This is a genomic window from Paenibacillus taihuensis, from assembly GCF_003386535.1.
GTDB classification, from domain to species: Bacteria; Bacillota; Bacilli; order Paenibacillales; family Paenibacillaceae; genus Paenibacillus_Z; species Paenibacillus_Z taihuensis.
Window position 1 is genome coordinate 54,366 of sequence record NZ_QTTN01000025.1, and the last position, 20,131, is coordinate 74,496.

Sequence of the window (20,131 nt, forward strand, 5' to 3'; positions counted from 1 at the left end):
CGTATGTTGCAATCGTTTATACAAGGTAATGATGAAATAGGGTATTGGGTCGAATTCGGTCGCAGTGGACCGGTGCTCACGCAGAATGGGGAGGGCGAGCTTACGGCCGTCTTCGCGAATCCGGAAGGTACGGTCTCTGAGCAGGTGGATCGCTTTCGCGCCGCGAAGGCGGAGCGGAAGCAGGACGGCAGCCTCGTGTTATCCGGGATAATCCCGCTTTCGAAGCTGGATGCGAGCGTAAGTATCACCATCACGTATACGCAAGTTAATGACGGGCTGGTATCGAAGCAAATCGACGTGGCATCCGACACGGCATTGACATTCTCGCTGGCGAACCGGCTGGAAGCAAAGACGGAGCCGGACAGCTTTTGGTCGTTCCAGGAACCGAACGCTGAGGGCGGACCGGTATACGAAATTTACCCGGCTGTCGGCATGTCGCTCGGTGGAACCGATTATGGTCTGCTCACCGACAACGGCTATCGCAACCGTTGGACGCGGATCAGCCGCCGGAAGGACGACGACGGTTATTTGGTCGGCTTGGACGTGCAGCCCGATGCGGAGTTGACTTCCATAGCGGGCAAGGCTGAGCGAGAGGCGGGTCGCCGCTACGTGCAGTTCAAGTTTGGCGAGGCGCTCGACTTCAGGGGCAGCGGCTTCTCGTATGTGAACCTGCCGGGCACGGACGCTTGGCGGGCGAGCAACGGGGCTTCTCTGGCGATCGGCGGCGAGGGCGAGCTGCGCGTAAGCGGTCCGATCGACGAGCAAAGCGAATTCGATTTTACGCTGCAGAGCGGGATCGAGCTGCCGCTTCATCTCGACAAGAATGAGATGTACGAGATCGAGATGACATACAGCGCCGCCCATGCGCTGACGGTTAAGCTGCTTGACGCAGACAAGACGAGCTACTTTGAGTGGGGCTACGAATATGGCGCGTTTCGGGACAATATCCCGGCGACGGCAGCCGGCGAGACGGGCGTCTTCACGAAGCGTTTCTTCGGAGCCCGTTTCAAGCAGATGAGCCAGTCACTGTTGCTGAAGGTCGTCCACGACGTGAACGCGCGCGGCGAGCTTGACTTCGTCGTGCGAGAGCTGCGCATCCGCAAATACGAAGGTAACGCCCGGCAGTTCCACGTTGTTCGTCCGGATGAGCCGGCCTCGCTACGTCTGTTTCTGTTCGGAAGCGAAGGCGGCACGCACCGGGATCGGCAGATTGCTTCGCAGGTCAAGCTAGCGGAGGGACTCGGCTTCGAAGGAACCGAGCACGAGAAAATCATGTACGCCGATAATCAGATGCAAATCTGGATCGCGCAGCATGACGATTTCCGCGCCCATCTCGTGCCGAATATGAACTATCATCCGGACATGTATTTGCGCGACGCGTTCTGGCATGCGAGTGCAATCGACAACCGTGAAGTGTCCGAACAGTGCTGGCAGCGTTATGCTGAAAGTCAGAAGGATGATGGACAGCTGTACACGCTTATCATTCCATACTTCCATCCCGGTTCGCCTGACGACAACGAATCGACGCTGTTCTTCCTTATGTGGGCATGGCTCAATCAGAAGAAATACGGCACGGCAGTCAACGACGAGGTGATCAAGAGGACGTTTGGCAATATTATCGCCAACCATTCGCCGATGAGGGACGGGCGGTACTTAAGCCGGACGGCCGGCTGGCTGGATACGATCTGGCATGCTGATAAGAAGGTGCGGGCGATCAACCAAGGACATTATGCGGTTGCCCTGCAGTGCGCTCGCGATCTCGGCATGGATGTGGAGGAGCGCGAAATCGAGCTGGCTAAGGATGCGTACCGAGAGCTGTATGATGCGGAGAAGGGCTATGTGCAGTGGAGCGCCGACGAGGGATACATCTCACCGAGCGTGCTGCTTGGCGAGTTTTTGAACCAGTGGCTGTTCGGCGAGCCGATCCTGTCCGCCGAAGCGGTTATCGGCACCGTCGAGCGGCTGCCGGTTATCATCCGCGGCGTGCCGTGCATCAGTGATGAGAACGGCCAGTTCTTCACCAACGAGAACAAGCCGTGGGAGGGGAAATTCTCGTGGCGGGACGGCGTCTACCATAACGGCGGAAGCTGGTTCCTGTACGAGTATCTCGCCTACGCGGCTGCGGCTAGACATGGCTGGGACAAAGGCGAGGATAGAATGCGCTGGCGGGTGGAGATGGAATTCGGCCGTGAGAACGAACCGTACTCCCATGAGTTCATACCGCTGAGCGAGCATGAGGACGACTGGTGGCCTTCGGCGGGCGTATTTGCGTGGAATACGTTCATGGTCGTGGCGAACCGAGTGGTGGATGGCAGCCACGCGTTTGCGCACGGTACGGGAGCGGACAAGGACGTTCGCGAAGAGACGAACGCAATAAATTTCGACTGATGGAGGAAAAACCATGATTACTTTTACGACAGCGCAGCAAACGACGAAGGCATTGCTGACAAGCCGTGCGCCAAGCGGAGGGAACGGCGAACGGATCGTATTCGATGGCGTCCAGGGGCGCGATGTGTACAATATTTCCGCTCCGTTCCAGGATAACGGGGAATGGATTATCGCGGGACGGGTGGAAGGACGGCAAACCGAGCTGTCGGAGGTATTGTTCTTCCGCCGCGCGGAAGCGAGCGACGTATGGACGCCGCACCCGGAGCTGACGGCATTCAAGCTGCAGGACCCGTTCATGACGCATATCGCTGGGGAGCTGGTTTTCGGCGGCGTAGAAGTGATTACAGACCCGGCGAATCCCGAGCATATTGTGTCTTGGGTGACGCGGTTCTACCGCGGACGCAGCATCGCATCGCTCCGGCCTTTCGTGACCGGTCCGGACCGGATGAAGGACATCCGCCTCGTCGAGCTGACAGAAGGAGCTGTCGGCGTGCTGACGCGGCCGCAGGGCGAGGTCGGCGGCAGAGGTAAAATCGGCTTCATTAAAGCCGATTCGCTGGATGCGGTGACGGCGGATCTGTTCGAGCAGGCACATATATTCCGCGATCAGTTTATCGATGAAGAGTGGGGCGGCGCGAATGAGGCGCATCTGCTGGCCAACGGATTGATCGGCGTGCTCGGCCATATCGCCAGCTTCGACGAGGCGGGCAACCGCCATTATTATTCGATGACGTTTGCGATCCAACCCGGGACGCTTGCGAAAACACCAATGAAAATTATTGCCGCCCGCAACGATTTCCCGGCAGGTCCTGCTAAGCGCGACGATCTGGTTGACGTTATCTTCAGCGGTGGCATCCGCCGCCAACGCGGCGGCGTTGCGGAGCTGTATGTCGGCGCAAGCGACGCAGAAGCATATCGGACGACGATTCCCGATCCGTTCGAGGAATACGAGAAGCTGTAACAGCCGTTGTGCCGGCTTTCGGTCCGCAATTGTTTCCGTTCCGGCGGCTGCGGTGAACGAAAGCACGAAACAAGGCGCCTCTTGGCAGGCGGTCAGCGCGCTCCCGGCGGTACGCCGGAAGTGTGCTAACCCGAGAAGGATCTAGACCCTCGGAATTAAGTAAAACCAATATTAACGCTGAAACGACCGCTTCCTTGTATTTTACGGGGAAACGGTCGTTTCGTTTTGGATATCATGGAAGTAAGCAAGGTTCAAGATGATCGCCACGGCATACGCCGAAATGATATTCGGTTTTCTTCAAGATCGGGCGAATAAGGGATATGGTTCAGAGCCCGTGACGATTGTAGAGCTTGGAGCGGGAGTGGGGCGGACTCGGCATGATTGGCATCGGGGATATTGCCAAGAAAGCTTACCGAAATTACAAAAAAAAAGAAGTACGACAGCGGAGTGTCATACTTCTTCGTAAGTAATTCCTTGTTCATTAAACACTCTCATGACCACAAACATGGCATCCAACGTTTTGGGAAAGCCCGCATAGGATACGCAATGCATCACGGCTTCTACAATCTCATTTGGCGCAAGTCCGACATTCAAGGCACCTTGAACATGGAAATCGAGTTGAGCAGCTGATCCGGAAGCAACCATAGCCGCAATGGTCAGCAGGCTCCTTTGTTTTAAATCCAGACCCGGACGGGAATATAGCGAGCCATAAGGGAACTCGACAATCAGCTTAGCCATATCCGGACTGAACTTCTCGATATGCTTAACCGTTGCATTCAGCGTTTCTTGACTTACCATCTGTTGCAAGACTTCTATTCCTTTATTATAGCGATTCGTTTCCATATGCGTCCTCCGTAAGCGCTAATCTAAACTAAGCAGTCTGGTGAGAATTGGAGGGACTTCATGCGGGTCCACCATTACCTCGATGACCGTAGTCGTATTGGACTGCAAAGCTGACTGGACCGCCTTCTTAACGTCTGTTTCGTTCTCGCAGCGAAATGCCAGTGCGCCCATGGATTGGGCGAATAAGCTGACATCCAGCGGCCGCTCGTAGATCGCGCCAACGGAGCGACCCGTGTTATAGGACATTCCCTTTTCTACCATATCTAAACGACCGTTATTGAGCACGAAGAAAATAACCGGCGCCCCATGATTAACTGCTGTTGATATCTCTGTGCCGTGCATCATCATGCAGCCGTCGCCGGTCACGCAGACGACAGGGCGTTCGTGCATGTCGTCTTGCGCACCAATCGAATAACCAATCGAATAGCCGATCGCCGCCCCCATGGCTATGAACACTTCATCAAAATAGAAGGTCCCGGGCTCGATGATTTCGAAATTCTGCACGGCATGAAAGGAGTGACTGCCAGCATCCCCGAAGAGAACGGCTTCTTTGGGAAGCACGGCACGCAAGCTCCTGAACGCCGTTCCCGCCGACATCGCGGTTTCCGTGCAGGAGGCCGCGGCTGCCGCCGCTTGTGCCCGGGCTTCCAGCGCTTCGTACGCTTTGACCGACGCGCCGCTACGCAATATGAGCTGAGTCAGGTTGCTGTGAATATCGCCAAGGATGATTTGAGTCGGTGCCTGAAGGGTTTTGCCCGCGAACTTAAGGTCATACTCGAATTGCAGCACCTTATCCGGCTCCATATCGTCCGTAAACCCCGACAGGGACATGTCGCACAATTTGCTGCCGACGACGATCATCAGGTCAACGCCCGATTTCATATACTCCGTTGCATATTTGGAGCCACCAAGCCCATATCCGCCCAAGTATAACGGATGACTTGTGGGAAATGCCCCTTTCCCGCCGGGCGTGGTCATGACAGGAATGCCCCAGTGCTCCGCAATGGTCCGCAATTGGTCATAGGCATCCGACATGACGGCGCCTTTGCCCAAGAAGAGGACCGGTTTCTTAGCCTCATTGAGCATCGATATGGCCTTATCGATATCGGGGGATACGACCGGTGAGATGTGATCCGGCAAAGGCAGGCTGAAAGTATCCACTTCCTCCATCAGCACATCAAACGGGATACAAAGATGAACGGGACCCTTCTCACCCGTGTAGGCTTTTTCCAGGGCATGCTTAAGGTATAGGTGAAGAAGATCCCCGCGCTCGATGCGAGCACTGAACAAAGTTACGGGCTCGAACATTTTGACCAAATCTGCCCCGAATTGGCTGGAGTCCTGACTTAAGGCGCGTCCAGTCTCTTTCATCGAAGGCTGTCCTGTGATGAACAATACAGGCAGCTGGAACTCCTTAGCCTGTCCTGCGGCCGTAATCAAGTTCGTTCCGCCCGGCCCGGACGTGCCAATCACGATTCCCATCGTTTTTTTGGCCAGCGCATAGCCTGACGCTTCAAACCCGCAGCCGGCCTCGTGACGACCCAGCACATATTCAATTCCACAGTTCTCAAGCTCCAGCATCAATGGAGAAATGGACTTCCCGGGAATGCCGAATACGTGCGAAATCCCCCAACTATTAAAAAGCTCGACTAATAGGGCATACACTCTCTTTTTCATCATATCACCTTTGCGATGTGGGTTTCATTGATAACGTTTTCAGTAACAGCTGCTCGATTTGTTCTGCGGGTAAAGGTGGGTGATAATAAAAACCTTGTACTTCATGGCAGCCCTGGCTACGCAGGAAATCCAATTGTTCCTTGGTTTCTACACCTTCTGCAATAACATCGATTCCAAGGTTATGGGCCATAGCGATTATCGTAGCTACAATGTTCGCGTCATTCGAATCCGTCATAATATCTCGGACAAAGGACTGATCAATCTTCAGCCGGTCAATCGAGAATAATTTCAAATAGTAGAGATTGCTGTAGCCTGTCCCGAAGTCGTCGATGCAAATTTGGATGCCGAGCTCCTTCAGTCTTCCGAGTACTTCGATCGCGACTTCAACATTCATCGTCATCGACTCGGTGATTTCGAGCTCCAGGTATTGGGGATCTATGCGGGTTTCGAGTAAGATCTCTTTAATGCTCTCTACCAAATTATGCTTCGAAAATTGGCGAGAAGAGAGATTGACCGATACGCTCATAGGAGGGTATCCCTTTTCCTTCCATATTTTATTCTGGGAGCAGGCTGTTCTCAGCACCCATTCCCCAAGGGGCACAATAAGTCCGGTCTCTTCGGCGATCGGGATGAACTTACCTGGAGGGATCAAGCCGAGAGTCGGGTGATTCCAGCGGACGAGCGCCTCGGTGCCGATGATTTGTCCGGTCAGCGTATCGATTTTGGGCTGATAATATAACACGAATTCATTGAGCTGCAAGGCTTTGCGGATTGAATTCTCCAATGTAAGCCGTTCAATGCCGCTGTTCGGAATAGGCTTGAAGATCGTATAGTTGTTCTTTCCGTCATCCTTCATCCGGTAAAGGGCAATGTCGGCATTCTTCATTAACATCTCGACATTCCTGCCGTCTTGAGGATAGAAGGCAATACCGATGCTGGCGGTTATATAAAACTCGTAGCCGTCCACCGCGAACGGTTTCTCGAAGGCTTGAATAATCTCTTCCGCTACATGAATCGCTTCGTTATGATCCGTCATCTCTTCGAGGAGGATCGTGAATTCGTCCCCGCCCATTCTGGAAACCAGCTGGTTCGGAGCATGGCAGCAAGCTTTCAGACGCTCGGCAACCAGCTTCAGCAGGATATCCCCGTTGTTATGACCCAGCGTGTCATTAATCTTCTTGAAGCTGTCCAGATCGAGAAACATGACGGCAAAGATACTGTTCTCATTCACCCGGCAGCTCAGCAATTCTTCAATATGCGCGGTGAAAAACCTTCGATTCGGCAAGCCGGTTAAATCGTCATGATAGGCCAAGTAATTGATCTGCTTCTGCGTATGGTAACGCTCCGTGATATCCCGGAACTGCGCAAACGCGCCCATAATCTGCATATTCTCGTCGCGAATAGGGAAGGCGTCGAACAGGCAAACCAGCTCATCCTGCCCCATCTGAGAACGCAGCACCAATTCCATATCTTCGTAATCCTGCCCTGTGTGAAGGACCTCTTTAATGAAGTTATTTGTTTTGTCATCCAAAATCGGCTTATTAATGACATCCTGTTTTTTGGAACCGGTTATAATTTCGGCGAACTTGTTAAACTCGGTAACTGCACCATCCCGATCCGTAATAATAATGCCGTTTCTTGTTGTTTCGATAACCACCTGATTCAAGATGTGCAATCGTTTATTTTGTTTTTTCAGCAGTAGTTCACGTTCAATAGAATCTACGACTGTGCATAGCATCGCCAACAAGAAGGGGTTATGCTGATCAATCGTCGTCATGATCGTAATCGTCCCGAGCAAGTTGGAGATATCTGTATATTGGAAAGGTACGGAGTAGCAAGCCGATGATCCTAAAAATTCGTAATAATGCTCTGCCCCGACAAGCTGAATGGGCTGGCGGGAATCCAGAACTAAATTAATGCTGTTGGTGCCGGCTTCTTGTTCGTTGAACACGAGGCCAACCTGAATGCCCGATTGCTGAACCACGCTCTTGATCGCTTCGTCTCCGGCCATTTCCAGAATACAGCCATTCTCATCGGAGATTAGGATGAGCAGCGGGATTCCTTTCATAAGCTCCAACATTTTATGAACAAAGAAGTTAATGACGGACAATATTTCCTCGTATTCGGCCCGTTTTACATTCAATTCGTCTTCGGAATAAAAGTTTGTAAAGGAGGGAATCCCTTGTGGATCAATACCTAGCTGTTCACATCTCTTCTTAGACTCCGAGATCAAAGCTATTTTCGTCAAAGCAATCCCCCCCTCGCTACCATGAAAACGCATAAAAATACACTTTAACCATGGAAATCCCACTATTATCGTTTCTTTTTCATTATGTCAACCCATATCGTTTCTTGTCAATTTATTTCTGTTTTTACCGTGGATGTGCAATTGCTCCTGCATCTGATGAACTAATATCCTACAGGCTGCTGCATTTTTTCAAAAATTGATGCGTCTAGCAATGGCATTGTAAAGTATGATTTATAGCATACTTATACTGGAAATACATAACGAAGAAGCGGGGTTTGAGATGCGATACAGGAAGTACGGCAATCTAACGACGGAGGTGTCAGAGATCGGGTTCGGGGCGTGGCAATTGGGGAATCAGATCGATTGGTCGCCCATGGCGAACGACGAAGCAATCGGACTCGTGCACACCGCTGTGGATCAAGGATGCAATTTCTTCGATACGGCGCCAGGGTATGGACGCGGAGCAAGCGAGCGGCTGCTTGGAGAAGCATTAGAAGGTAAACGGGATCGCGTGGTCATCAACACCAAAGTGGGCCATACGGCTGACGGGGAAACCGATTTCTCAGCGGCGGGCATTCGGAGCTCGGTTGAGTCCAGTCTTCGGCGGCTGAGAACCTCATATATAGATTCTGTATTGCTGCACAACCCGCCGGAAGCGTGCTTATACGGGGATAGCGAGCAGATGCGCGCATTACAGCAGCTGAAGGATGAAGGTGTGATCCGCGCGTACGGGGCATCCGTGGATACGCTGAAAGATATGGAGATCGTTCTAAACACATCGGGCAGCCATGTGCTCGAAGTGTTGTTTAATGTCTTCTACCAAGAAACCTCCCGTGCGTTCGCACAGGCGGAGCGTCAACAGGTTGGCTTGATTATCAAGGTACCGCTCGACTCCGGATGGCTTAGCGGAAAATATAACGAAGCCAGCCGGTTCGAAGGGGTGAGGAAACGCTGGTCCGATGATGTCATCGCCCGGCGCGCCGATCTCGTGCAACGGATTCGTTTTGTAGAAGACGACGGATCGACGATGACCCAGGCGGCATTGCGGTTTATTTTGTCCTACCCCGAAGTGAGCACGATCATTCCGGGAGCGAAGAGCGTCAAACAGTGGGAAGAGAACGCGTCTAGCTCGGATAAAAAGATACCTGAGGAAGTGGCGGCACGACTGCGCAGCTTCTGGGAAGAAAGGCTTGGGCACGATCCGCTGCCATGGTAGTTGGAGAGCTTCAGAGCGTGGAATAGTTCGGCTGATCTATGAATGGCGGAATGGCGTACGGTCTCGTTGCTGAGATTGTACGCCATTTTCCTTGCATGCACCTTCTGGCGGCTGCGAGAAAGAAGGAAGCTACATCGATTGGATGTCGATTGCCTTATGGGTCTTAAAATCGATAATCTCACCGAATTTGGTGGGGATGGGTTCCGGGAATAGAGGTCCATCGTACACGAAGGTATGATATTCACCATTCTCACCGCAGGGGTCAGCTCCTGCGGCTTCGATTCGATCCACGAGATCCGCGGTTAGCGTTTGCCCGAGGAAACTGTCGTCCAATATATCGCTTTGAACAATCTTGATGGCCGCCTTAAATCCCGCATGAATCAGTTCTTCCGTCAAAGCCCTTCGGCCCTCCTGCCATAGCGGTAGTACGCATGTCAAACCGGCATGGGTACAGCGTTGTTCGTTCCACTCTCTATGCCCTTCGATGTCGATATCGCCAAAAACGCAGCTCTCGGCGCCGAGCTGCACCGCTTTTCTTAGACCCTCTTCAATGGCTTCATTGTAATCTTCCGGCCGGCAATGACAAATGATAAGCGGAATGCCCAAGCTTTCTGAAACCGATCTTAATAGCTCCTCCGGGATACCGTGAAACCAGGAGCGGCCTTGCTCCTGATTGAATGCGGAGATCAATGCCACCGGCGTATGACCCTCGTTGATCATCCGGTAAAGCGCCAAACTGCTATCCTTGCCGCAGCTGTACATCATAGCAAACTTCATTGTGGCTTCTCCTCATGTTCGTGTTTTCTACTATTTTAATTGAAAGACCAAATAATCTCTTGCATAATTTATCTATTCCGCAACGAACATAGGAACAGGAACGGGAGGGACCCGCGTTGAAACATCTGCTGCTGGCAGACGATGATCCTCATATTAGAGCGCTGGTACGATATGTCATGACCCGCGAAGGATATAGCGTACATGAGGCTGGGGACGGGGCCGAAGCGGTAAAAGTCATGGCGCGTACGCATATCGATATCGCCATTATTGATGTGATGATGCCGCATATGGATGGGTTCGAGCTGTGCGAGCATATTCGGCAGCATTACGACATCCCGATCATACTGCTAACGGCTAGAGATCAGCTGTCTGATAAAGAACAGGGCTATCTCAAAGGGACGGATGACTACGTGACCAAGCCCTTCGAGCCGGAAGAGCTGCTGTTCCGGGTCAAAGCGCTGTTCCGCCGCTATAACCGGGCATCGGATGACATCATTCGGATGCGCCGCGTTACCATTGACCGGAAGAACGTTGAAGTATCCGACGGGCAATCTATTATTTTGCTGCCGATGAAAGAATTCGAGTTATTAGCCCAGCTGGCACAGTACCCGGGGCGTTTATTCTCCCGCGACGAGCTGATCCGGCTCGTGTGGGGTCAGGATTACGAAGGAGACGATAATACGGTCAATGTACATATCAACAGGCTGCGCCAGCGCTTCTCCGATTACGCGGATGACTTTGTTATTCAGACGGTTCGGGGCATCGGCTACAAGATCGTGGTGAGGGACCGTTGAAAAGCTTGTACTATCGCGTGTTTCTGATCACCTTAGCTGTTATCTTCGTCAGCAGCATGCTCGGATTCCTCGCTTCGAACAGCTATTACCATATCAAGCTCAAGCCGTATAACGATGGGAAGCTGATCTCCATTGCCGAGCAGATGAAGAGCTTTATTGAATCCGATCCTGCGGATATGGAGAGATATCTTCGCAATGCGGCCTCATTGGGATACGAAATCTACGTAACGGATGGGCAAGGAGACTCGCATTTCTACGGGAAGAGCTTCCGGGAGCGGGATCTGGATAAGGAAGACATCCAGCTCGTCCTTGGCGGAGACATCTATCATGGCGTGGCGAAGTTTCCGAACAAGCCTTTCATCACGGGCTTCTTCGAGAACAGCTTAAGCAACACGGTAGGTGTGCTCGTCCGAACATCAGCGAAGAGCTATGCCCTGTTCATGCGGCCGGATGTGCTGCTGCAGTTCGGCGAGCTGCGTACTTTCTTCGCACTGATCGGATTGCTGACCATTGTCATCAGTATTCTATTGTTCTTGATCAGTACACGCTATATCGTCAAACCGATTACGCGATTGACCGAAGCGACCAAACGCCTCGCACAGGGAAATTACAATCTTCGGCTGACGACAGGAAGACGCGATGAAATCGGGCAGCTCGCCGAGCATTTCATGACGATGAGTCAGGAGCTGGAGCGGGTCGACCTGGCACGTCAGCAGTTTGTATCGAATGTATCGCACGAAATCCAGTCGCCGCTCACGTCCATCCAAGGCTTTGCCAAAGTATTAGCGCAAGGGGATCTTGCACAAGAAGAACGTCAGCAATATGCCTCGATTGTCGAAGCGGAGAGTAGGCACCTCTCCATGCTGAGCAAACAACTGCTGCTGCTCTCAACGCTGGAGCAAGGTGAAGAGGCGCTGAACAAGAAGCCTATTATCTTACGCGGTCATATCCGCCAAGCAGTGGAGATGCTGCAGTGGCAGCTGGAAGAGAAGCAGCTATTGCTGAAGCTATCGATTCCGGAATCGGTTTCGGTTCATGGCGACGAAGTGCTGCTCATGCAGGTATGGACGAATTTGCTGAGCAATGCGGTAAACCATATTCCGCCAGGCCGAAGTATTGAAGTGGCTGCAGAAGCACTGCAGGCTCACACCCGTATCGTCATATCGGATACTGGAGAAGGGATCGCTCCCGAGCATCTGCCCTTTCTATTCGATCGGTTCTACCGTGTCGATCGCGCACGGGAACGGGCTTCGGGGCGAACGGGCCTCGGGCTTGCCATCGTGAAGAAGATTGTGCAGCTGCACGAGGGAACGATCGAGGTGAGCAGCGCGCCAGGGACAGGCACTAGTTTTACCATTACACTGCCCAAATTGTAACTTGTTATTTATGCGCCATTTATATTCACTCCCTAAACTGAAGCCATCCAAGAGGGAGGGAAGCACCATGTATTTGGCTATTCGAGAGATGAGGTTCGCGAAAGTCCGCTATTCGCTCATTGCGACTATTATGCTGCTCATCGCTTTCCTGGTACTGTTCGTTACCGGGCTTGCGCGCGGGCTCGCCTATGATAACGCGGCATCGATTCAGAATATGGACGCAACGCATTTTGTGATGGAGAAGGGTTCGAATCATCGTTTCACCCGGTCACAGCTTAACGGCCAAGCATTGGCGCAAGCGGGCGTGATTGCCGGAGAAGACAACGTCCAGCCGCTTGGCGTTAAGATGACCACCATGAAGGCAGAAGGATTAGCGGGGAAGCTGGATGTGACGCTTCTCGGAATCAGGCCGGAAGGCTGGCTGATGCCCCAGGTGACGGAAGGTGAAGGTATTGCAACGGGCGAGACTGGCGATGTGCTTGTGGATCGCAAGCTGAAGGATTCGGGAATTGGCCTAGGTACGGTTCTGGTCGATCAAGCTTCCGGCTTGAAATGGCGGGTCAGCGGCTTCGTCAGCCACGAGTCGTTCAGCCATTCGCCGGCGGTATTTCTGAACGAGCACGACTGGCAGCAGCTTCAGACAGGGACAGCGGCACGACCGGAAGCGGGAGGAGCAGAAGAGGACGGCGGAGCTTATAGTGCGATTGCGGTAAAGGCGAATAAGCATCAAGCGGAGCAGCTTGCTGCAGAACTGCCGGACGACGAGATCGTGACCAAGTCAGATGCGGTTTCGGCCATTCCGGGCTACAAGGAGGAGCAGGGATCGCTGCTGCTGATGACCATCTTCCTGTTTATCATCTCATTATTCGTCCTTGCGGTGTTCTTCTACGTCATCACGATTCAGAAGAGCAGCCAATTCGGCATTTTGAAGGCAATCGGTACACGCACCGGCTATCTTGTAAGAAGCGTCGCCCTTCAAGTACTGCTCTTATCGTCGGCCAGTCTTATGGTCAGCATACTGCTTGTCCAAGCGATTGAGGCGGTCCTGCCAGACGGAATGCCATTCCGGCTGCAAGCCTCTACGCTAGCGTATACGAGTGCAGCTTTCATCGTGATGACGCTCGCCGGTTCATTGTTTTCCGTCTGGAAAGTGACGCGAATCGACGCCTTGGATGCGATAGGGAGGAGTGCAGCATGAGACACAGGCTGATTCTGAACGAGATTACGCATACTTTCGAGGATGGCGGGATGCAGCGAACGGTGCTCGATCGCTTAAGCCTGCAAGTAGCAGAAGGGGAATTGGTCGCTGTGATGGGGCCTTCCGGCTCCGGCAAGAGTACGTTCCTGTCGATAGCAGGCGCGCTTCTTAAGCCTACGAGCGGCGAAGTCTTGCTGGATGGGGAATCGATGGCTGGGAAAGAGAAGCAGGCATTATCTGATATGCGATTGCACAAGCTCGGCTTTATTTTTCAAAATGCCAATTTGATTCCATACTTGAAGGTGGAAGAGCAGCTGATGCTGGTCGCAAAACTGGGGGATATGAGTCGAGCGAAGGCGAATGATCGCATCGGCGAGCTGCTTCATAAGCTGGGCTTGGATCACCGCAGGCATGCTTATCCTGAGAAGCTGTCAGGAGGCGAGCGGCAGCGCGTCGCGATTGCAAGAGCGCTCATGAACGACCCGGCTGTGCTGCTGGCGGATGAACCGACGGCGAGTCTGGATGCCGGAAGGGGAATGGACGTTGTAGGCATGATCGCCAGAGAGGCCAAAGAACGAGGCAAGAGCGCCATTATGGTTACGCACGACGAGCGCGTTCTATCGCTGTGCGATCGTGTTCTTTATCTCGAGCACGGCAGTTTAATCGAAAAATACTGAATGAGAGTGCGGCGGCCAGTCCATGATTGGCGGCCGTTTTTATATTTGTTATTGACAGAAGTACGCGACACAAACTATATTGTTTGTATCACGTACTAAATGAGCGAACATCACTATAATATATGAAATGAGCGTGAAACGATGAGTCAGAAGAAGACCATCCTCCTGGTCATGGGGAGCATACGAGCAGGCAGAAACTGCCCGAAAATTACGGCATGGGTCGAATCCATCGGACGAGCGAATTCGAACTACGAGTATGAGATTATCGATCTGGCCAAGTGGCGGCTGCCAATGGACGATGAACCGGGGATTCCGGCATTGGACGGTTACAGCCAGCCGCACACGCAAGCATGGAGCGACAAGGTCAAGAGCGCGAGCGGCGTGATCTTCGTCACCCCGCAGTTTAACTGGGGCTATCCTGCGGTTCTTAAGAACGCGATCGATCACCTCTACCACGAGTGGCGGGATAAGCCAGTCATGATCGTCACCTACGGCGGTCATGGAGGCGGCAGATGTGCCAAGCAGTTGAGAAGAGTGGCCGTTCGGCTGAGGATGCGCATCGTGCCGACTTCCCCGGCGCTCCGGTTATCGGACGCGGTTATCAGGGAGGGAGCGGAGCTAAGCCCGGACCGGGATTTTCGCCATTTCGCGCCGCAGGTTAGACGCGCAATATCGGAGCTCGCAGATCAGCTCGAGGGTCGAGAGAGCGTCGCGGCACGGATGCGCCGTCAATGGAAAGAGGCATCGGCTGTCCTCTCGTAATAGAGCTATATACGTAAAGTAATGGCCATCCTTTTGAGGGGTGGCCTTTGCTTTTTGTCCCTTTCGACATGAATAGCAATGATGCAACAATTATCAACGAAATAAGCGGTCCAATCGGTATAGTAAACATACGAGTCTATTATGTATACTAGAAATATCCCAATTGGCAATTCTACCAATTGAATCCAGTTTTACAACTAGCTGAGACGCACAGGCGACTTGCAGCAGATCGGAGACCGTTCGGGATGCAGGAAAAGGAAGGCGTGGCCGTAAATAAGAAGAAAGACACTCATCTGAGCCAACTGGCTTCCGTAGGGCAGATTGCCGCTGGTATCGCACATGAGGTTAGAAATCCGCTGACCGCCGTTAAAGGATTTTTACAGCTCATGAAAGAGAAGAAGGATACCAAGTACATCGAGATTGCTGAGGCGGAACTGGGAAATGCGATTAACATTCTGCAAAATCTGCTGCATGTGTCCAAGCCTGACCTTGAGGAAGAGGCACATAGCTCGATTGATTTATCCGTCGAATTGGATGCTTTAACGCAGCTGTTTCAGGATCAGATGTACCGGGTCTCGGTCCATAGCAGGCTGCAGAATCCGGGCTCATACATATTAGGCAGGAAGAATCAGCTAAAGAAAGTGTTCTTCAATTTGCTGAAGAACGCCTTCGAGGCAATCCCGGGAAAGGGAGCTATTCATATTGAGCATATGGCTACCGAGCAGGAAGTCATTGTCTCGATCCAGGACACCGGAGTTGGTATTCCGCAGGACAAGCTCAGAATGCTCGGCACACCTTTCTATACGACCAAAGAGAACGGGACCGGCATGGGGTTAACGCTTGTGTTCTCCGTGATTTATCAGCATAACGGCGTAATCGAAGTACAGAGCGCAGAAAACGGTGGAACCAAATTTACGATTACGTTTCCGAAGGAGACCAAAAATATAAGATTAAAGGAAGTGGTTTATTTGGAGCTTGAGGCAACTATGGGTATCAAAGAATTCTTCATTGTAAACCGCGGTAATTTCGAGCAGCGGCTGTTATTAGAGGCAGTCAACGTTCGCGATAAAATCGATGAAATTCTTGCAATCGGTAACATAAACCTGCTGGATAACGCACATAAGCTGGTGCTCTATATTATTGACGGGAAAGAGTATGAGGCCATCGCCTTTGCCAAGCAAGAAGGAATCACGTGGGCGAAGCATTCGCTCACCTTGGCATTTAAACTGGAATGGGTTCAGGCGGTAAGGCGGGTATTGTGGGACTTCCTGTACAATTATGACCGTATGCACAATCACAATGAAAACAAAGAACATTACTATAGCATGGAGAAGAGCATTAATCAGTTGATGGACCAGTTCCTTAATCAGTTCTTTATTAGCTATTCCCTGTTTAAGGACGATCTGATTCGGGCGCAGCGGGAAATGGTCGTGGATCTATCCGTTCCGATTATTCCGCTGACGCAGGCGATTTCCATTCTCCCTATTATCGGAGCCATTGATGAGTTCCGTGCCAATGCCATTGAGGATAAGGTCATTTCACAAATCGGGAACAACCGAATCGAAACATTAATCATTGATTTGTCAGGCGCGATGGAGATGGATGACGATGTCGTCAAACAGTTCATCAGCGTCTTTGACGGAATCAATATGATGGGCTGCCAACCGGTCGTTACGGGGCTGAGGCCAGAGATTGTGAAGAAGATGATTCGGTCAGGCTTGTCCTTTGAGCAAAAGGCGATCACGAAGGTGTCGCTGCAGCAGGCGATTGAGGATCATTTGCCGGCGCATTAGCATAGGGGTGTAAGTTTGCACGGAAGAAAACCGCCTCCATTGGAAGGCGGTTTTCTTATGATTATGAGCGTAATAGCTTCTGCGACTCGCTGGCAGATTCGCTCGGTGATTCGCTCGCAGGAGCTTCCGCGACAAGCTTCCCTTTGCCGAAGAAGAAGCAGATGACGACGGCCGCGAGGGCAAAAACAAGAGCCATTCCGAACTGCTGATGGAAGGCGCTCGTCAGGGACAAGCCGCTCGAGAGCCACCCGGCCAGGAGGCTTCCGAAGACGCTCATCCCGATGCTGGCGCCCATCGTTTGGAACAGCTGGACCGTGGATTGCGCCATGCCGCGGTCCTCTTCCTCTGCGGATTCCTGTATGAGCATGGTATCCCCGGCCATCAAGGTTCCAGTGCTGATACCCATGATAAAGAAGCATAGGGCGGGATAGATAAAGCTTTCGCTCAGATGAATCGAGAGCGCCATGAATAGTCCCGCAACCGGGAACAGGAACGAAACGATGAACAGTGTACGATAGGTCATCCGGGCCATTAGGAAGCCGCAAGCCAGGCTGAACGGAATCGCGCCAGCCATGGCCATGAGCTAGAAGTAGCCGGATACGGTTGCCGAGAAGTCCATGGCAATCTGGGCATAATACGGGAAGGAGGACGAAGCCCCCATCAAGCCGCACATGACCGTGAACATGAGGAGCGCCATGGCAACGATATTGCGGTTGCGTAATAAGCGCAGCGGAATGATGGGCTCCTTGGCCCGGCGCTCGACGAGAATGAACAGAACGAGCAGGGCAGCGGAGGCTCCGAGCAGCGCCAGTACCAGCGGAGAAGTCCAAGCCAGGCCTTTGTTCTCGATGAGAACGGGAGCCAGCAGCAGAGACAGGATGGACCCCATTAGAGTCAGCGCGCCCGCGTAGTCAATGGAACGCGATTCGCGCTGCTTTCCCTCATGCAGACCAAGGGACATCAGAAGTGCAGCTAACAGGCTGACGGGAAGATTGATGAAGAATACCCAGTGCCAGCTGATGTGGTCGACTACATAGCCGCCGATTATCGGACCGACCAGCTGAGGCAGAATGGCCATGACGCCGAACAGCCCTTGCAGCTTCATGCGCTGTTCTACGGTAAAGGTCGTTCCGAAGATGACCATGGCCAGCGGCATGAGACCGCCAGCGCCGACGCCTTGGATGCCGCGGCCGAGAAGCAGCAGTTCCATCGTAGGGGCGAGGCCGCTCCGAGCGAGCCGAGAATGAAGAGGCTGATACTGATTAGATAAAGCCGCTTGCGTCCGAAGATGTCGGACAGCTTGCCCATGATGGGCATACAGGCGGTCATGGACAGCATGTAGATGCCGGCTACCCAACCATACAGCGTCATGTCATGCAGATCGCGGATAATGGTAGGCATAGCGGTCGAGACTACAAGCGGTTACTACGCTTACGAACTATGTGCTCGGCTTCGTATTGGACGATTATCAGGATCAGGGGGAGCTCCCGCTAGAGGAGCTCAATGGCCTGATGGACGCTATGAGCGAAGCGGAAGCGGGACTGTTCCGGAAGATGTTGGGGGGCGGATTGTTCGAGCTGATGGGGTCCGACGGGTCGTTCGAATTCGGCCTGAATCTGATTTTGCTCGGGATTGAGCAGGTGATTAAGGAGCAAGAATAGTAAACGTGGATGTATGCCGAAAATCACTTTATACTAAAGTTCATGGTAGTATGTAGACCTAACTCGAAGAGGATGTGAGCCGAACATGATCAAAATTACTGTACCAACACCGGACGTTACCATTACGAAGCAGAGTAATCCTCAGCTAAGCCATATTTATGGATTCACGGATTTTCACCTGATCACCAGGGAAGAAGGCGGGATCTTCATGTTCTACAACAATAAGGACGAGCTCCTGTTTGTCGGCAAGGCGAGAAAGCTGCGCCCTAGAATCAAGAAGCACTTTGAAGATTCGGTATCGCCTATCAAGAACCACAGAGACGAAGTGACCAAGATCGAGGTTTGTCTTGTGGAAGGCCTTCTGGACCGCGCGATCTATGAGACTTACATCGCGAATAAGTTCAGAGCGAAGTACAATCCGGACCGGGTGCTGTAGAACCAAAGGCCGAATGCGGCGGACTGAGACGGAGGTGACATATGAAGACGATCAGTAACCCGTGGTTGAAGCTCGGAGAGGGAATCAATCAAGAGGATTTTGACTTGATACATACACTCGAGGAAACGTGTATCCGCGAGGATCAGACGGCGCTGAAGCTGGAGCTGGATTATAAGCTTGCCGCGAGTTCAGGAAGTGCAGGGATGCGCAAGATCAATGAATTCATGTACTTCGATGGACAAGAGTTGATCGGCTATATAGGTATTTGCGAGTTCGGCGACGCCAGCACACCGCTCGAAGTGAACGGGATGGTGCACCCTGAATATAGGCGCCAAGGCGTCTTTGCGACACTAAGCAAGCTGGTCTTGGATGAGTGGAAGCGGAGAGCTCCCAAGAGCTTGCTTCTCTTGAGCGACCGGAATTCAGAAGGCGGGCAGGCATTCATTCAGGGAACCGGTGCCCATTACCATCATTCGGAGTACGAGATGTATCTTCAGATGGATCGCCCGGACATACATGGCGACCTGAAAGGCCTCACATTCCGGAAGGCGACGAACGCGGATGCGTGGGAAATTCGCCGGCAGAATGCGATTTATTTTGGCGATGAGCCCGTGGATGAGGAAGAAACAGAGCATCCTAGGGAAGGGATGATTTTGCCGGAAGAGGAAGAGAAGCGGGGCATGATCATCTATCTCGCAGAGGCCCGCGGGCAGGTCATCGGGAAGTTTCATATCCAGCTGTCTCCCGGCGGGACTGGCGGCATCTATGGCTTAGGCATTCTGCCTGAGCACCGCGGCAAGGGATACGGGAGAGCGACGCTCTTGAAGGCGGTCGATAAGCTGAAGGAGGCGCGAGCGGCGGACATTATGCTGCAAGTGGCCGTGGAGAACGCGAACGCGCTGGGGCTCTATCAATCCTGCGGTTTCAAGGAAACGTCGACGATGGATTATTATGAGCTTCGTTGAACAATCACGCTATGGAGGTTTGGTCATCATGTCAGATAACACGGCAAGCAGCAATCCGGGCAAAATGCATTTCATGCTATGGTCGACGCCGCCCAGAGCGACTTTTTCTCAAGATATGACCGAAGAAGAACGGGGCATCATGCACCGGCACATCGCCTATTGGACGGAGAAGCAGAAGCAGGGCATCGCGCTTGTATTCGGACCTGTTCGGAAGCCGGACGATCCTCACGGGCTCGCCGTTATCGAAGTGGAGAATGTAGATCAAGTCCCAGGGCTTATCGCAGAAGATCCCGCCGTTATCGGGGGCGTAATGACGACGGAATATTATCCAATGATGGCTGTTCTGCCGAAATAGCACG

The 20,131-nt window shown here is 52.6% G+C and carries 19 protein-coding genes and 1 pseudogene; 13 read left to right on the forward strand and 7 right to left on the reverse strand.

Features of this window, described 5'->3' with window-relative positions; all coding sequences use genetic code 11:
* The first annotated feature begins 3 nt into the window (after positions 1–3).
* Both A8990_RS19605 and A8990_RS19610 read left to right on the forward strand, forming a co-directional pair.
* Entirely contained in the window at positions 4–2,388 is a 2,385-nt protein-coding gene (locus A8990_RS19605) for a hypothetical protein (RefSeq protein ID WP_116190742.1), read from the forward strand.
* Between the two features lie 13 nt (positions 2,389–2,401).
* A complete protein-coding gene (locus tag A8990_RS19610; RefSeq protein WP_116190743.1) occupies positions 2,402–3,349 on the forward strand; it encodes a DUF1861 family protein in 948 nt (315 codons plus the stop codon).
* A gap of 450 nt (positions 3,350–3,799) precedes the next feature.
* Here the strand turns inward: A8990_RS19610 and A8990_RS19615 are convergent, their stop codons facing one another.
* The 3 genes from A8990_RS19615 to A8990_RS19625 are packed head-to-tail and all read right to left on the reverse strand — an operon-like array spanning position 3,800 to position 8,117.
* Positions 3,800–4,192: a carboxymuconolactone decarboxylase family protein gene (locus tag A8990_RS19615; RefSeq protein WP_116190744.1), complete on the reverse strand. Its 393-nt coding sequence runs from the start codon at positions 4,190–4,192 to the stop codon at positions 3,800–3,802.
* 18 nt (positions 4,193–4,210) lie between these two features.
* Positions 4,211–5,872: a thiamine pyrophosphate-binding protein gene (locus A8990_RS19620; RefSeq protein ID WP_425463919.1), complete on the reverse strand. Its 1,662-nt coding sequence runs from the start codon at positions 5,870–5,872 to the stop codon at positions 4,211–4,213.
* A 1-nt stretch (position 5,873) separates the two neighbouring features.
* The gene (locus A8990_RS19625) at positions 5,874–8,117 is read right to left on the reverse strand and encodes an EAL domain-containing protein (RefSeq protein WP_245996107.1); all 2,244 of its coding nucleotides are present in this window, start codon (positions 8,115–8,117) and stop codon (positions 5,874–5,876) included.
* A gap of 280 nt (positions 8,118–8,397) precedes the next feature.
* Between A8990_RS19625 and A8990_RS19630 the strand changes: the two genes are divergently transcribed.
* Positions 8,398–9,333 (forward strand): aldo/keto reductase, encoded by a 936-nt coding sequence (locus A8990_RS19630; protein WP_116190746.1) that lies wholly within the window; start codon positions 8,398–8,400, stop codon positions 9,331–9,333.
* A 129-nt stretch (positions 9,334–9,462) separates the two neighbouring features.
* On the opposite strand, the gene A8990_RS19635 is transcribed toward A8990_RS19630, so the two are convergent.
* A complete protein-coding gene (locus A8990_RS19635; RefSeq protein ID WP_116190747.1) occupies positions 9,463–10,110 on the reverse strand; it encodes a Dph6-related ATP pyrophosphatase in 648 nt (215 codons plus the stop codon).
* Positions 10,111–10,226: 116 nt separating this feature from the next.
* Between A8990_RS19635 and A8990_RS19640 the strand changes: the two genes are divergently transcribed.
* The 6 genes from A8990_RS19640 to A8990_RS19665 all read left to right on the forward strand — a co-directional run bounded on the left by A8990_RS19640 (position 10,227) and on the right by A8990_RS19665 (position 16,710).
* Positions 10,227–10,904, forward strand: a complete 678-nt coding sequence (locus A8990_RS19640) for a response regulator transcription factor (RefSeq protein ID WP_116190748.1) — start codon at positions 10,227–10,229, stop codon at positions 10,902–10,904.
* Positions 10,901–12,280: a sensor histidine kinase gene (locus A8990_RS19645; RefSeq protein WP_116190749.1), complete on the forward strand. Its 1,380-nt coding sequence runs from the start codon at positions 10,901–10,903 to the stop codon at positions 12,278–12,280. Before A8990_RS19640 ends, A8990_RS19645 begins: the two co-directional genes overlap by 4 nt.
* Before the next feature lie 67 nt (positions 12,281–12,347).
* Positions 12,348–13,478 carry an ABC transporter permease gene (locus tag A8990_RS19650; protein WP_116190750.1) on the forward strand — a complete coding sequence of 377 codons (1,131 nt, stop codon included), beginning with the start codon at positions 12,348–12,350 and terminating at the stop codon, positions 13,476–13,478.
* Positions 13,475–14,155 (forward strand): ABC transporter ATP-binding protein, encoded by a 681-nt coding sequence (locus tag A8990_RS19655; RefSeq protein ID WP_116190751.1) that lies wholly within the window; start codon positions 13,475–13,477, stop codon positions 14,153–14,155. Before A8990_RS19650 ends, A8990_RS19655 begins: the two co-directional genes overlap by 4 nt.
* Positions 14,156–14,296: 141 nt before the next feature.
* Complete coding sequence (locus A8990_RS19660; RefSeq protein WP_116190752.1) at positions 14,297–14,917, forward strand: NADPH-dependent FMN reductase; 621 nt, start codon at positions 14,297–14,299, stop codon at positions 14,915–14,917.
* Between the two features lie 245 nt (positions 14,918–15,162).
* Positions 15,163–16,710: an ATP-binding protein gene (locus A8990_RS19665; protein ID WP_116190753.1), complete on the forward strand. Its 1,548-nt coding sequence runs from the start codon at positions 15,163–15,165 to the stop codon at positions 16,708–16,710.
* 61 nt (positions 16,711–16,771) lie between these two features.
* On the opposite strand, the gene A8990_RS19670 is transcribed toward A8990_RS19665, so the two are convergent.
* Genes A8990_RS19670 through A8990_RS32760 form a run of 3 tightly spaced genes read right to left on the reverse strand, consistent with a single transcriptional unit; the run spans position 16,772 to position 18,111 of the window.
* Positions 16,772–17,290: an MFS transporter gene (locus tag A8990_RS19670; protein ID WP_116190754.1), complete on the reverse strand. Its 519-nt coding sequence runs from the start codon at positions 17,288–17,290 to the stop codon at positions 16,772–16,774.
* Positions 17,291–17,293: 3 nt separating this feature from the next.
* On the reverse strand, positions 17,294–17,920 hold the full coding sequence (locus A8990_RS19675) for an MFS transporter (protein WP_116190755.1): 627 nt from the start codon (positions 17,918–17,920) through the stop codon (positions 17,294–17,296).
* Positions 17,824–18,111: an MFS transporter gene (locus A8990_RS32760; RefSeq protein WP_116190756.1), complete on the reverse strand. Its 288-nt coding sequence runs from the start codon at positions 18,109–18,111 to the stop codon at positions 17,824–17,826. The genes A8990_RS19675 and A8990_RS32760 overlap by 97 nt, the downstream gene beginning before the upstream one ends.
* Positions 18,112–18,119: 8 nt before the next feature.
* On the opposite strand from A8990_RS32760, the pseudogene A8990_RS19685 reads away from it, so the two are divergent.
* From A8990_RS19685 to A8990_RS19700, 4 genes and pseudogenes are all read left to right on the forward strand, one after another.
* Positions 18,120–18,371, forward strand: a pseudogene (locus A8990_RS19685) (TetR/AcrR family transcriptional regulator C-terminal domain-containing protein); the annotation flags it as partial.
* Between the two features lie 85 nt (positions 18,372–18,456).
* A complete protein-coding gene (locus A8990_RS19690) occupies positions 18,457–18,807 on the forward strand; it encodes a nucleotide excision repair endonuclease (protein ID WP_116190758.1) in 351 nt (116 codons plus the stop codon).
* Between the two features lie 41 nt (positions 18,808–18,848).
* Entirely contained in the window at positions 18,849–19,772 is a 924-nt protein-coding gene (locus tag A8990_RS19695; protein ID WP_116190759.1) for a GNAT family N-acetyltransferase, read from the forward strand.
* Between the two features lie 28 nt (positions 19,773–19,800).
* The gene (locus tag A8990_RS19700; RefSeq protein WP_116190760.1) at positions 19,801–20,127 is read left to right on the forward strand and encodes a YciI family protein; all 327 of its coding nucleotides are present in this window, start codon (positions 19,801–19,803) and stop codon (positions 20,125–20,127) included.
* Positions 20,128–20,131: the final 4 nt, after the last annotated feature.

Excerpts from the sequence above, each read along its gene's own strand:
- A8990_RS19690 (WP_116190758.1), top strand. The coding sequence starts at position 18,457 with ATGATCAAAATTACTGTACCAACACCGGACGTTACCATTACGAAGCAG.
- A8990_RS19630 (WP_116190746.1), top strand. The coding sequence starts at position 8,398 with ATGCGATACAGGAAGTACGGCAATCTAACGACGGAGGTGTCAGAGATC.
- A8990_RS19660 (WP_116190752.1), top strand. The coding sequence starts at position 14,297 with ATGAGTCAGAAGAAGACCATCCTCCTGGTCATGGGGAGCATACGAGCA.
- A8990_RS32760 (WP_116190756.1), bottom strand. The coding sequence starts at position 18,111 with ATGCCTACCATTATCCGCGATCTGCATGACATGACGCTGTATGGTTGG.
- A8990_RS19655 (WP_116190751.1), top strand. The coding sequence starts at position 13,475 with ATGAGACACAGGCTGATTCTGAACGAGATTACGCATACTTTCGAGGAT.
- A8990_RS19675 (WP_116190755.1), bottom strand. The coding sequence starts at position 17,920 with ATGGAACTGCTGCTTCTCGGCCGCGGCATCCAAGGCGTCGGCGCTGGC.
- A8990_RS19665 (WP_116190753.1), top strand. The coding sequence starts at position 15,163 with ATGCAGGAAAAGGAAGGCGTGGCCGTAAATAAGAAGAAAGACACTCAT.
- A8990_RS19650 (WP_116190750.1), top strand. The coding sequence starts at position 12,348 with ATGTATTTGGCTATTCGAGAGATGAGGTTCGCGAAAGTCCGCTATTCG.
- A8990_RS19620 (WP_425463919.1), bottom strand. The coding sequence starts at position 5,872 with ATGATGAAAAAGAGAGTGTATGCCCTATTAGTCGAGCTTTTTAATAGT.
- A8990_RS19700 (WP_116190760.1), top strand. The coding sequence starts at position 19,801 with ATGTCAGATAACACGGCAAGCAGCAATCCGGGCAAAATGCATTTCATG.
- A8990_RS19605 (WP_116190742.1), top strand. The coding sequence starts at position 4 with ATGTTGCAATCGTTTATACAAGGTAATGATGAAATAGGGTATTGGGTC.
- A8990_RS19670 (WP_116190754.1), bottom strand. The coding sequence starts at position 17,290 with ATGGCCATGGCTGGCGCGATTCCGTTCAGCCTGGCTTGCGGCTTCCTA.
- A8990_RS19615 (WP_116190744.1), bottom strand. The coding sequence starts at position 4,192 with ATGGAAACGAATCGCTATAATAAAGGAATAGAAGTCTTGCAACAGATG.
- A8990_RS19610 (WP_116190743.1), top strand. The coding sequence starts at position 2,402 with ATGATTACTTTTACGACAGCGCAGCAAACGACGAAGGCATTGCTGACA.
- A8990_RS19695 (WP_116190759.1), top strand. The coding sequence starts at position 18,849 with ATGAAGACGATCAGTAACCCGTGGTTGAAGCTCGGAGAGGGAATCAAT.
- A8990_RS19635 (WP_116190747.1), bottom strand. The coding sequence starts at position 10,110 with ATGAAGTTTGCTATGATGTACAGCTGCGGCAAGGATAGCAGTTTGGCG.